Origin of the sequence: Pseudomonas sp. FeN3W (genome assembly GCA_030263805.2) — a bacterium.
GTDB lineage: Bacteria > Pseudomonadota > Gammaproteobacteria > Pseudomonadales > Pseudomonadaceae > Stutzerimonas > Stutzerimonas stutzeri_G.
This window is the reverse complement of sequence record CP136010.1, coordinates 3,682,299-3,694,932: the sequence shown is the minus strand read 5'-3', so window position 1 is coordinate 3,694,932 and position 12,634 is coordinate 3,682,299. Positions and strand designations below refer to the sequence as shown.

The 12,634-nt window shown below is 65.5% G+C and carries 11 protein-coding genes and 1 pseudogene; 9 read left to right on the top strand and 3 right to left on the bottom strand.

The genetic code is table 11. From position 1 onward, the window contains the following. Complete coding sequence (locus tag P5704_017440; protein ID WOF77805.1) at positions 1-1,392, top strand: ethanolamine ammonia-lyase subunit EutB; 1,392 nt, start codon at positions 1-3, stop codon at positions 1,390-1,392. A 94-nt stretch (positions 1,393-1,486) separates the two neighbouring features. Next, entirely contained in the window at positions 1,487-2,281 is a 795-nt protein-coding gene (eutC, locus tag P5704_017435) for an ethanolamine ammonia-lyase subunit EutC (protein ID WOF77804.1), read from the top strand. Between the two features lie 6 nt (positions 2,282-2,287). Here eutC and P5704_017430 read toward each other — a convergent pair whose 3' ends face one another. Together P5704_017430 and P5704_017425 are read right to left on the bottom strand one after the other, a co-directional pair. Continuing rightward, positions 2,288-3,841, bottom strand: a complete 1,554-nt coding sequence (locus P5704_017430) for an alkaline phosphatase D family protein (GenBank protein ID WOF77803.1) — start codon at positions 3,839-3,841, stop codon at positions 2,288-2,290. Positions 3,842-3,926: 85 nt separating this feature from the next. After that, positions 3,927-4,355: a RidA family protein gene (locus tag P5704_017425; GenBank protein WOF77802.1), complete on the bottom strand. Its 429-nt coding sequence runs from the start codon at positions 4,353-4,355 to the stop codon at positions 3,927-3,929. Positions 4,356-4,529: 174 nt separating this feature from the next. On the opposite strand from P5704_017425, the gene P5704_017420 reads away from it, so the two are divergent. Further along, positions 4,530-5,342, top strand: a complete 813-nt coding sequence (locus P5704_017420; GenBank protein ID WOF77801.1) for a zinc-dependent peptidase — start codon at positions 4,530-4,532, stop codon at positions 5,340-5,342. Positions 5,343-5,449: 107 nt separating this feature from the next. Then, positions 5,450-5,977, top strand: a complete 528-nt coding sequence (ppa, locus tag P5704_017415) for an inorganic diphosphatase (GenBank protein ID WOF77800.1) — start codon at positions 5,450-5,452, stop codon at positions 5,975-5,977. Positions 5,978-6,030: 53 nt separating this feature from the next. On the opposite strand, the gene P5704_017410 is transcribed toward ppa, so the two are convergent. Continuing rightward, complete coding sequence (locus tag P5704_017410; protein ID WOF77799.1) at positions 6,031-7,458, bottom strand: diguanylate cyclase; 1,428 nt, start codon at positions 7,456-7,458, stop codon at positions 6,031-6,033. A gap of 337 nt (positions 7,459-7,795) precedes the next feature. Between P5704_017410 and P5704_017405 the strand changes: the two genes are divergently transcribed. The 5 genes and pseudogenes from P5704_017405 (at position 7,796) to ispA (ending at position 12,559) form a co-directional block, all read left to right on the top strand. Continuing rightward, positions 7,796-8,728, top strand: coding sequence for an ABC transporter substrate-binding protein (locus tag P5704_017405; protein WOF77798.1), 933 nt, complete (start codon positions 7,796-7,798; stop codon positions 8,726-8,728). Further along, positions 8,722-11,112: an EAL domain-containing protein gene (locus P5704_017400; protein ID WOF77797.1), complete on the top strand. Its 2,391-nt coding sequence runs from the start codon at positions 8,722-8,724 to the stop codon at positions 11,110-11,112. The genes P5704_017405 and P5704_017400 overlap by 7 nt, the downstream gene beginning before the upstream one ends. A 42-nt stretch (positions 11,113-11,154) precedes the next feature. Next, positions 11,155-11,289, top strand: a pseudogene (locus tag P5704_017395) (siderophore ferric iron reductase). A gap of 140 nt (positions 11,290-11,429) precedes the next feature. Further along, positions 11,430-11,672 carry an exodeoxyribonuclease VII small subunit gene (locus P5704_017390; GenBank protein WOF77796.1) on the top strand — a complete coding sequence of 81 codons (243 nt, stop codon included), beginning with the start codon at positions 11,430-11,432 and terminating at the stop codon, positions 11,670-11,672. Next, entirely contained in the window at positions 11,669-12,559 is an 891-nt protein-coding gene (ispA, locus tag P5704_017385; protein ID WOF77795.1) for a (2E,6E)-farnesyl diphosphate synthase, read from the top strand. Before P5704_017390 ends, ispA begins: the two co-directional genes overlap by 4 nt. The last annotated feature ends 75 nt before the right edge of the window (positions 12,560-12,634 follow it).

Below are 12,634 nucleotides of genomic sequence, written 5' to 3'. Positions count from 1 at the left end.
ATGGCTTACTCGCACAGCGTGGGCGGCACCGCCTGGCGCTTCGACGATCTGCGCGAAGTGATGGCCAAGGCCAGTCCGGCGCGCTCCGGCGACCTGCTCGCCGGGGTCGCGGCGGGCAGCGATGCCGAACGCGTGGCGGCGCAGATGTGCCTGGCCGCAGTGCCACTCAAGCGCTTTCTCGAAGAAGCACTGATTCCCTACGAAAGCGATGAAGTCACCCGGCTGATCATCGACAGCCATGACGCGGCGGCTTTCGCCCCGGTCAGCCACCTGAGCGTGGGCGATTTCCGCAACTGGCTGCTCGGCGAGGAGGCGGACGAAGCCACATTGCGGGCGCTGGCGCCAGGACTGACGCCGGAAATGGTCGCTGCGGTGTCGAAGATCATGCGTGTGCAGGACCTGATTCTGGTGGCGCAGAAGGTGCGCGTCGTCACCCGCTTTCGCAACAGCATCGGTCTGGCCGGGCGCATGTCCACCCGGCTGCAGCCGAACCATCCGACCGACGACGGCGCCGGCATCGCCGCGAGCATTCTCGACGGCCTGCTCTACGGCAATGGCGATGCGGTGATCGGCATCAACCCGGCCACCGACAGCACCGCCGGCATCTGCGAGCTGCTGAAGATGCTCGACGCGGTGATAAGCCGCTACGAGATCCCGACCCAGGGCTGCATCCTCACTCACGTCACCACGTCCATCGAGGCGATCAACCGCGGCGCGCCGCTGGATCTGGTGTTCCAGTCCATCGCCGGCAGCGAGGCGGCCAACGCCAGCTTCGGCATCAACCTGGCGACCCTGCAGGAGGGCTACGAGGCCGGTCTGTCGCAGAAGCGCGGCACCCTCGGCGACAACCTCATGTATTTCGAGACCGGCCAGGGCAGCGCGCTCTCGGCCAACGCCCATCACGGCGTCGATCAGCAGACCTGCGAAGCCCGCGCCTACGCCGTCGCGCGCCGCTACAAGCCGCTGCTGGTGAACACCGTGGTCGGCTTTATCGGCCCGGAATACCTCTACAACGGCAAGCAGATCATTCGCGCCGGTCTGGAGGACCACTTCTGCGGCAAACTGCTCGGCGTGCCCATGGGTTGCGACATCTGCTACACCAACCACGCCGAAGCCGACCAGGACGACATGGACATGCTGCTGACCCTGCTCGGCACGGCGGGCATCAACTTCATCATGGGCATCCCGGGCTCGGATGACGTGATGCTCAACTACCAGACCACTTCCTTCCACGACGCGCTCTACGTGCGCCAGGTGCTGGGCCTACGGCCCGCGCCGGAGTTCGAGGAGTGGCTGGCGAAGATGCAGATTCTCCGGCAGGACGGCAACCGCCTGCAGCTCGGCCGCGAACTGCCCGAAGCCTTCCGCCGGGCGCTGGAGCAGCAGGCATGAGGCGCTGCCCCATTCGCCGCCAGCAGCGTGGAAAACGCTGCGCGCTTTTCCACGCGTCTGTTCACGCGCCTGACCGCTACGCTCCGAGGTAGCCATGCCCGACCGCTCCCCCACCACCGAAAATCCGTGGCAGCACCTGCGCCAGCTGACCCCGGCACGCATCGCCCTTGGCCGCGCCGGCATCAGCCTGCCCACCGATGCGCAGTTGGATTTCCAGTTCGCCCACGCCCAGGCGCGCGACGCCGTGCATTTGCCGCTGGACTGCGAAGCGCTGGCTGCCGAGCTGAAGAAACATGAACTTGGCTGCCTGCACCTGCGCAGCGCCGCGTCAGACCGGCAGATCTATCTGCAGCGCCCCGACCTCGGTCGACGCCTCGACGAAGCCAGCGCCGCCACGCTCGACGAGCATGCGGGCGACGGCTGCGATCTGGCGCTGGTGATCGCCGACGGCCTCTCCGCACTGGCGGTGCAGCGCCACGGCGCACCGATGGTCTTGAAGATCGCCGAGCAGTGTCAGGCCGAAGGCTGGGCGCTCGGACCGATCACCCTGGTCCAACAGGGCCGCGTGGCGATTGCCGACGAGATCGGCCAGCGGCTCAAAGCTCGGATGGTGGTGATTCTGCTCGGCGAACGCCCAGGCCTCAGCTCGCCGGACAGCCTGGGCCTGTACTTCACCTGGGCGCCGCAGGTCGGCCGGCACGATGCGCAGCGCAACTGCATTTCCAACATTCGCCCCGAGGGTCTGAGCTACAACCTGGCCACGCACCGCCTGCTCTACCTGATGCGCGAAGCCAGCCGCCGGCAGCTCTCCGGCGTACAGCTCAAGGACGAAGCAGAAGTCCCCGCGCTGGATGGTGAACCCCGCGCCGGCAACTTCCTGCTCGGCTGAGCCGGCTCAGGCCGGCTGCCAGGGCTCAAGCGTCTGGCTGTAGACCAGCGTGCCGTCGATGTCGCGCAGACTCACGCCCAGCGCACCGCTCTGCGCGTCGATCTCCACCTCGCCGAAAAACTGGAAGCCGGCCCGCGGCGAGCTGTTCGGCGTGGGCGCCGCCTTCTGGAAGACCACTTCCGGACCGAAGGTGCCGTCCAGCGGATTCGGTCCGAAGCTGCCGGCGTTCAGCGGGCCGGCGACGAACTCCCAGAACGGTTCGAAACGCTGAAAGGCAGCGCGATTGGGGTGATAGTGGTGCGCCGCGCAGTAGTGCACATCCGCCGTCAGCCAGACGGTATTGCGCACCCGCGCGCGCTGGATGAAGGTCAGCAGGTCGGCGATCTCCAGCTCGCGGCCCAACGCCTCGCCGTCGTTGCCATTGGCGATCGCCTCCCAGCGCGGGCCATCGGGCACATGCAGGCCAATGGGCATGTCGGCGGCGATGACCTTCCAGGTTGCGCGCGAGGCGCTCAGCTCGCGCTTGAGCCAGCGCAGCTGCTCGCGGCCGAGAAACGCCGTGTCGGCGCCCTGCTCCGCCTGCAGGTTGTGGGTGTTGGGCCCGCGATAGCTGCGCATATCCAGCACGAACACATCCAGCAGCGGCCCGTAGCTGACCTTGCGATAGATGCGCCCAAGCTTGTCGCGGCGGGCGATGCGCATGGGTGCGTATTCCAGGTAGGCCTGGCGTGCGCGGCGGACCAGGGTATCGATGTCGCGCACCTGCTGATAGCGGTCGTCCAGCACCTTGCTCGGCGACCAGTTGTTGGTCACCTCGTGATCGTCCCACTGCCAGATCTGCGGCACCTCGGCGTTGAAGGCTCGCAGGTTCTCGTCCAGCAGGTTGTAGCGGTAGTTGCCGCGAAACTCGTGCAGCGTCTCGGCGACCTTGCTCTTTTCCTCGGTGACCAGGTTGCGCCAGACGCTGCCGTCCTCGGCGGTCACTTCGGCGGGGATCGGCCCGTCGGCATAGATGACGTCGCCGCTGTGCAGGAAGAAGTCCGGCCGGCGCAGGCGCATGCTTTCGTAGATGCGCATGCCGCCGAAGTCCGGGTTGATGCCGTAGCCCTGGCCGCAGGTATCGCCACCCCAGACGAAACGAATGTTGCGCGGACGCGTTGGCGCGCTGCGCAGGTGGCCGAACCAGGGCTCGCTGAGCACGCCGCTGCGAGCATCCTCGAAGCGCGCGCGGTAGAAGATCGACTGATCCGCCGGTAGCCCGCGCAGATCGACGCGGGCGGTGTAGTCCTGACCGGCATCGGTCACCGAGGAGATCATGCGCCGCGGATTGCCGAAACGGCTGCGCGTGTCCCACTCGACGATCAGCCGCCCGGGGCGGTCGCCGCGGCTCCAGATCAACGCGCGGCCGTCCGTCACGTCGCCGGACTGCACACCGTCGAGCATCTGCGGGCGCTCGCGCGGCGCGGCGATGATGGCGGGCGCGACGCCCAGGGCCGGCAGCGCGAGGCCGGCGCCGATGCCCTGCAGCAGTTGGCGGCGTTTCTGATCCGGTGCGGTCATCTCGGAAGTCTCCTGGCGAGTGGGGGGTTCTCCTGATGTAGCCGCCCCGCTTGACAGTCCCGTGACGCGCCGACCGACGGCACGCTCAGCCAGCCGTCAGCAACAGCACGGCCTCGATTTCGAACAGCATGCCGTCGAGCGCCAGACGCGGCACCGGGATCAGCGTGCACGCAGGCTTCGGCCCCGCGCCCAGCGCTCGCTGCAATTCTTCGCCGAAGATGTGCAGGCGCTCCTCGCTGTGCTCGACGATCAGAACGCCGAGCTTGGCGATCTGCGCCGGCGTGCCACCCGCCGCCTCGATGGCGATGCACAGATTGCGCAGCGCCTGGCGCACCTGATCGCGGAAATCCTCGGACAAGCGACCATCGGCAGTCTCCCCGCCCTGCCCGGCGATGAACGCCATCCGCGCACCGGGCGGCAGCACTGCCACGTGGGAGTAGCCATTGGGCGTCGGGTCGTACAGGCCGGGCGGATTGATCAGGGAGAGGGCCTCACGGCCGCCGTGTTCAGTCATTGCAATGCTCCTCCTGTTGCGCCGCTTGCTGCGAGGCAGGCCGACGCGAGAATTCACCGGGCGCAATCGCCCGGCACATTCACCGTAGCAGGGGGCCGATAATCCGCCATTTGCTTGCCCGCATTTCGCCGTCGCGCTTATGGTGAGCGCCCCGCTTCGTTGGAGCCTCCGTGCATGTGGTCCTTCCGCGCCTGGCAGCGCAAACGCATCCTCGCCCGCAACCCGGTCGATGCCGATCTGTGGCAGCAGGTGCTCGACAGCCTGCCGATTCTCGACGGCCTGAGCGACGACGAGCTGAATCGCCTGCGTGAGCGCGCCGTGCTGTTCCTGCACGACAAGCGCCTGACACCGCTGGCCGGTATCGAGCTGCAGGCCGAGGACCGCCTGCGCCTGGCGCTGCAGGCGCAACTGCCGCTGCTGCACCTGGCCGATCTCGGCTGGTACCGCGGTTTTCACGAGATCGTGATCTACCCCGACGACTTCCTCAGCCCGCAGAAGCACCGCGATGCCGCCGGCGTCGAGCATGAATGGGACGCCGAGCACAGCGGTGAGGCCTGGCTGCAGGGCCCGGTGATCCTGGCCTGGCCCGGCGTGCAGCAGAGTGGCGGCTGGGAGGCCTACAACCTGGTGATCCACGAGCTGGCGCACAAGCTGGACATGCTCAACGGCGACGCCAACGGCTTGCCGCCGCTGCACCGGCAGATGCGCATCGACTCCTGGGCCGGCGCCATGCAGCGCGCCTACGACCAGCTCGACCGCATGCTCGATGCCGACCCGGATGCCGAAACGCCGATCGACCCCTACGCCGCCGAGAACCCGGCGGAATTCTTCGCCGTTACCAGCGAGTACTTCTTCAGCGCACCGGACGTGCTGCAGCAGGCCTTTCCCGAGGTCTATGCACAGCTTGCGGGCTTCTACCGGCAGGACCCGCTGGCGCGCCTGCAACGCCTGCAGACCGAACATCCCGCCTACCGGGAACCTGCGTAGGCCGGGCGCGTCGAAGCCGGCGTGCATTGCACGCGACATTGCGCCTATAATCGCGCCCACTTTTTTCCGCCCCCAGGCCGCGCTGGCCGATCAGGAGCCCATCGTTCATGAGCTACAGCAAAGTCCCGGCTGGCAAAGACCTGCCGAACGACATCTACGTCGCCATCGAGATCCCGGCCAACCACGCGCCGATCAAGTACGAAATCGATCACGACACCGACTGCCTGTTCGTCGACCGCTTCATGGCCACCCCGATGTTCTACCCGGCCAACTACGGCTTCATTCCGCACACCCTGGCCGATGACGGCGACCCCCTCGACGTGCTGGTCGTGACCCCCTATCCGGTTGCCCCGGGTTCGGTCATCCGCTGCCGTCCGGTCGGCGTACTGAACATGACCGACGAAGCCGGCGGTGACGCCAAGCTGATCGCCGTCCCGCACGACAAGCTGACCCAGCTGTACGTGGACGTGAAGGAATACACCGACCTGCCTGCGCTGCTGATCGAGCAGATCAAGCACTTCTTCGAGAACTACAAGGATCTCGAGAAGGGCAAGTGGGTCAAGGTCGAAGGCTGGGAAGGCGCCGACGCCGCCCGTGCAGCAATCACCAAGGCGGTTGCGGCTTACCAAAAATAAGCCAACGCCACCCCCTGAAGCCGGCCACAAGCCGGCTTTTTATTGCCTGCGATTCAGCCTTCCGCTTCGTCCTCTGGGCGGCCGACGCGAACCTGGTTTCGACCTCCGTGCTTGGCGTCATAGAGCGCCTTGTCCGCCCACGCGATCAACTGATCGATCTCATGCTGCCCGGCATCCGTCTGGGCCACGCCGATGCTAACCGTGATCTCGATGTTGCCCGCCGCGGTCGTCAATGGCGTCTGTTCGATGGCCAAGCGGATCTTCTCAGCCACACTGCGTGCGCCGTCGAGATCTGTATGCGGCAAGGCAATTGCAAACTCCTCCCCACCCAGACGGCCGAACAGGTCGTGCGCGCGCAGCATGCTGGCGCATATGGCAGTGAACTGCTTGAGCACTGCATCGCCGATCGGATGGCCGTACACATCATTGACGCGTTTGAAGTGGTCAATGTCGAGCATGAGCAGGCTCAGGCTTTCAGCGTGGCGGCGAGCCCGGGCAAGCTCGGCCTCCAGGCTAGCCAGGAACGATCGACGGCTGCTCACCCCCGTCAATACGTCGGTATTGGCCAGCTGCGCCAGTTGATCGTGAGCCTGGCGCAGCCTTTCCGTGCTCTGGAAATAGCGGCAACTCAGCACGAATATCAGCAGTGCGACCGCCGCCAGCAGCAGCGAGATGATGCCAGCCGAGACGATCAGCAACTCCCGGCGCTTGTCGAACGCGGCCATGAAATCCTTCGGCGATAACAGCACCACGACCACGACGCCATCATTGGTCAACCGCCGATAGGCACCCAGGCGATACTCGCCATCTATCGCGCTGACGCCTTCGTAGTAGCCGCGCGCAGGGGCATTCGGATCGAAATAGGGCTTATTTTCCGGCAACTTGAAGCGCCCGTAGCGACTTGGTATCGGGGTTCCTGAGGCGATGGCGCGCAAGCTTCGGTCGGTACCCACGAGCACGATGCTGCCATTTGGCCCGACGTTGATCTGCTGGTAATAGTCGGTAAAGAAGCTGGTGGGCATGGAAAGCACCAGCACACCGGCAAACTCACCATTCTGGTGAATGGGGCGGGTGAACTGGATAGTCCACTGTTTCGACACCCTGCCCAATACCGGCTTGCTAATGAACAGACGATCTTCTAGCGGGTGATCTTGGTGAACACGAAAATGCTCGCGATCACTCAGATCCACAGGTTTGTCGGAAGGGGCGAGATTGGAGAAAACCAACAAGCCATTCTTGTCTATCACCGCCAGCTGCGTGACGAAACCTCCGTAGCCCTGCAATCCATCGTACACGTAGTGTTGAGTTTGAGGGTACTGGAGCATGTGTTTGCGCATATCCAATAACACAATATCCATTAGCTCGATCACGCTATGCACGTGCGCCTCGAATGCTGTGGCCAGGTTCATTGCATCATTACGCGCCGTTTCTGTGGCCAGGGCGCGCTGATGCTTGACCTCATCAATAACAAAGGCCCACATAGGCACCAATGCGAGGACAAGAATTAGAGCTGCCAGTAGTCCTGCTTTATGTCTCAAGCGTTCCCCCGACGGGCATACACAAAATTCTCGATATGAGGAGGTTAACCAGCCGCCCAGCTCGGCCTTTGGGCACGTGACCGAACGCACAGTGCTGGACTGGATGCAGGCCTCCAATGGCTATGCAGCGCCGCTATAATGTCATGGCGCCATTATTTGAGCTAGACGACAGCATTGGCGTCACTTTATTGACAATCTTCAAATGTCCCCTTCTTTAGCAGGGATTCCCGTGACTGTACGGTTTCGCTATGGTGGCAATCAGGTATCACGGAGTGATCGCATGGTCCGAGGCTCAATCCTATTGCTGATGTTCATCGCCTTGCTCGGCTGCCAGCCCGACCCGAACGCCGTCCGGGTCGGCAGTAACCGCTGGCTCGGTTACGCCCCGTTCTATCTGGCGGACGAATTGCAATGGACGGCTCCAAGCGACATCCGCCTGGTCGAGTACCCAACCACCACCGGCGTACTGCGCGGCTTTCGCAACGGCATGCTGGATGCTGCCATGCTGACCCTGGACGAAACGCTGCTGCTGCAGGCCAGCACCGATCTGAATCTGGAGATCATCCTGATCGCGAGCGTCTCCGCCGGCGCGGACGTCCTCTTCGCCCGCGCCCCGATCGCCACCCTCGACGATCTGCGCGGCCGACGAATCGGCGTGGAAAACACCGCGCTCGGCGCCTATTTCCTCTCCCGCGTGCTGGATCAGGCGCAGCTGGACATCGCAGACCTGGACGTGGTCAGCCTGCCGGTACATGAGCAGGTCGAGGCGTATACCGCCGGTCGCGTCGATGCGGTCATCACCTTCGCCTCGGAAGGGCCGGCGCTGGAGGCCAGCGGAGCGCGCCGCATCTTCGACAGCCGCCAATTGCCGGGCGAGATCGTCGACGTCTTGGTCGTTGATCGCCAGCGGGTCAGTCCTGAACAGCGCAGGCGCCTCAGAGCGCTCTGGTTCGATGCCTTGCGCGCCTGGCAGGAACAACGTGCCAAGACCGACCCGCATCTGCTCGCACGCCTGGGCCTGACGCCCGCGGCGCTGCAGGTCACGCTGAACGGCCTGCTCATGGGCGATCGCACGGTCAATCACGAGTGGCTCGACGACGGCCAGCTACATCGCAGCATCGCACGCCTGAACCAGTACATGAGCGAACGACAACTGCTGAACAACGTCCGGCATGAGGGGCTGGTCCCCCGCTGCGAGGTGCTCGAATGCTGACAAGATTGTCACTGCGCAAATCGCTGCCCCTGCTGCTGGGCATCTTCGGCCTGATGTTCACCGTGCTGTTGACCACCTGGCACCTGCCGACGCGGATCGAAGAAACGCTCACCGACTGGCGCGACCACACCGCGCAGCACCTCGCCCTGCTGCAGAGCAGCCTGAGCGATCACCGCCGGCTGGGACGCAACGCCGAGCTGGAGACCGAGCTGGCCGACCTGGCGAGCCTGGAGGGGGTACGCTGGGCGATGGTGATCGGCCCTGATCTGCAGATAATCGCCACCACCCGGCTGGGCCTGACGACCGCGCGGCTGGAGCTGATCGACGCCGCCGCGCTCAAGGCCCATGTTGACAGCGGTCGCCCGGCCTGGGCCGGCGAAGGCACGCGGCAACTGGCGATCTACCCGCTGGACCGTGTCGCGCAGGACGGCACGCCGGTGCGCGAAGCGCTGCTAGCCGAGTACGACTTCACGCCGATGCTGGCACAGACCAAACGTGACGCCTGGTTCTATCTGGCCCAGACCCTGACGTTATTGCTGCTGCTCGGCCTGATCCTCAACCGCATCTACGGCCGCCTGCTGACGCGCCGCCTGGCGCGCATCGACCAGGCCGCACGGCAGTTCGCCATCGACCAGCGGCCACAAACCCTGGCGGTGGCCGGCCGTGATGAGATCGGCCGGCTCGCCGCCACCCTCAGCCGCATGATGAACCAGTTGCACGAGCGGCAGCTGGCCCTCAGCGAAAGCGAACAGTTGATGCGCGACTTGGTCGACACGGCACCGATCGGCATGCTGGTGGTCGACCGCGAGCTGCGAGTGCTGCAGGCCAACCCGGCGGCGGCTGCGCTGTTCGGCTGCACGCCGGAGGAGCTAATCGGCAACCTGCCGGGCGACCGCCTGGCAGAGAGCGATGCCACCGCGCGCCTGCGCAGCACGCCGGCGAACACTACGCTGGAGCTGACCGGCCGCCGAAACGGTCAGGACATTCCGCTGGAGATCAGCTGCTCGCCCTTCCAGCGCTACGGCGTGCGCCATTTGCTGGTCCTGCTGCGCGATATCAGCGACCGCCTGCGCGCCGAGCAACGGCTGCGTTTTCTCGCCCACTTCGATCCGCTGACCCAGCTGGCCAACCGCAACTACCTGATGCAGCGCCTCGACCAGCTGTTGGCAGCCCGCCTGCCGCTGAGCCTGCTCTACCTCGATCTGGACCACTTCAAGCGCATCAACGACAGCCTCGGTCATGAAGTCGGGGACAAGCTGCTGATACAGATCGGCGATCGCCTCGGCCAGCTGATGCCGGAAAAATCCCTGCTTTCGCGTACCGGCGGCGACGAGTTCATGCTGTTGCTCGACGGCAGCGATGCCCGGCGTGCGGAACAGCTGGCGCAACGCATCATCGACCGCTTCGAGCTGCCGGTGCGCATCGGTCAGTACGAGTGCTTCGTCAGCCCGAGCATCGGCATCGCGGTCAGTGACGGCCGGCACAGCGCCACCGAGCTGCTCAAGCGCGTCGACCTGGCGTTGTATGCGGCCAAGGATGCCGGACGCAATCGCACCGTCATCTACAACGAAGCGCTCAGCGACGCAGCCGCCAGCCGCCGCGAACTGGAGCAGGCGCTGCGGCGCGCGCTGGATCACGAAGAGTTCGTGCTGCACTACCAACCGCAGGTCAACACCCAGGGTGAGCCGGAAGTCATGGAGGCCCTGCTGCGCTGGGCCTCGCCGGACCGAGGTCTGGTACCACCCGGAGAGTTCATTCCGGTGCTGGAAGAGAGCGGCATGATCATCGAGGCGACCCGCTGGGTGTTTCGCGAAGCATGCCGCCAGGCATGCCGCTGGCACGCCATGGGGCATGCGCTGCGCATCGCGGTCAACCTGTCGCCACTGGACTTCCGGCAGGCGGATCTGGCCGGCAGCCTGCTGGCGATTCTCGAGGAAGAAGGTGCATCGGCGAGCATGCTGGAACTGGAGGTCACCGAGAGCGCACTGCTCGAAGCGGACGAGCATGTCCAGCAGACCCTCAGCCGCCTGAAGGCGGCCGGACTGCCGCTGCTGCTCGACGATTTCGGTACCGGCTATGCCTCGCTGACCTACCTGCAACGCTTTCGTTTCGATGGCATCAAGATCGATCGCGAATTCGTCAGCGGGCTGCCGGATAGCGAACAGTCGGTCGCGCTGGTACGCGGCATCCTCACCATGGCCAGCCACCTCGGCCTGCACGTGGTCGCCGAAGGGGTGGAGAACGAGCGCCAGGCGGCGTTCCTGCGGCTCAACGGCTGCCCCAGCCTGCAGGGCTTCCACTACGCACGGCCGCAACCGGCGGCGCAGTGCCGCCTGCAGCAGAACGGTCGGCCGATCAATCTGCAGCTGCCGCTGGACGGCTGAAGGTCGACCGGCGTGTCAGCATCAAGCCCGCAACTGGCCGCTGGCGGTACCCGTCTGGGCTAGCAGCGCAAAGCCTGTTGCCAGCACTTTCGCCGCACCGACGGCGAGCTCTGCGGCAGCCGCCCGAAGCTGCCACTCGCCGAGCGGAAAAGGCGGGTGCGCAAGCGGGATCACTGAACGGCGACGCAGGATAGCGGGCATCCCGCCAGCCTACGCAGGTTGATACACATCACGCGGGCGAACCTTGTGGCTGCCGCGGGCGTTTCTTTGCTAATGTCGCGCCCGTTTCCGACTCGCCGCCGACGACAGGTTCCCGCATGGCCCGCAAGAAAGCTGCCCTCGATTTCGAACAATCCCTCGCCGAGCTGCAACAGCTGGTCGAGCGCCTGGAAAGCGGCGAGCTGTCGCTGGAAGACTCGCTGACCTGTTTCGAACAGGGCATCGGCCTGACCCGCGACTGCCAGGCGGCACTGAGCCAGGCCGAACAGAAGGTGCAGATCCTGCTGGAGCGCGACGGCAGCCTGCAGGAAGCCCCCTTCGAGTCGGCCCCCGAAGCATGATCATCGGCGACTACCAGAAAAGTTGTCAGCAGCGCGTCGACAGCTGCCTCGAAACCCTGTTCGTCCCGCCGCTGCCGCAGCTCGAGCGGCTCTATCAGGCCATGCGCTACAGCGTGATGAACGGCGGCAAGCGCGTCCGCCCGCTGCTGGTCTATGCCGCCTGCGAAGCGTTGAACGGCGACAAGGCCAGCGCTGACGGCGGCGCCTGCGCGGTCGAGCTGATCCACGCCTACTCGCTGGTGCACGACGACTTGCCGGCCATGGACGACGACGACCTGCGCCGCGGCCAGCCGACCACCCACAAGGCCTTCGACGAAGCCTGCGCCATCCTTGCCGGCGACGGCCTGCAAAGCCTGGCCTTCGAGGCCATGGCCCAGGCCGAACACAATCCGCAGGACGCCACGCTGCGCCTGCGCATGTTCGCCGTGCTGGCGCGCGCCGCCGGGCCGGCGGGCATGGTCGGCGGCCAGGCCATCGACCTTGGATCGGTCGGTCTCAAGCTCGATCGCAACGCCCTGGAGCTGATGCACCGGCACAAGACCGGCGCGCTGATCGAGGCCAGCGTGCAACTCGGCGCGCTCGCCAGCGGCCATGCCGACGCCGACAACCTCGCCTCGCTGAGCCAGTACGCGCGCGCCATCGGCCTGGCCTTCCAGGTCCAGGACGACATTCTCGACGTGGAAAGCGATACCGCGACCCTGGGCAAGCACCAGGGCGCCGACATCGCCCGGGACAAACCGACCTACCCGGCCCTGCTCGGCATGGACGCAGCCAAGGCCTACGCCCTGGAGTTGCGCGACCAGGCACTGCACGCGCTGCGGCCGTTCGATACCGCCGCCGAGCCGCTGCGCGAGCTGGCGCGCTACATCGTCGAACGACGCAACTGAGCCTTTCGCCGAAATAGCAGTCAAACCCCTACCGGACCCAGGGCCGTTCTTATCGAAGGGCCCATCGGGTAAACT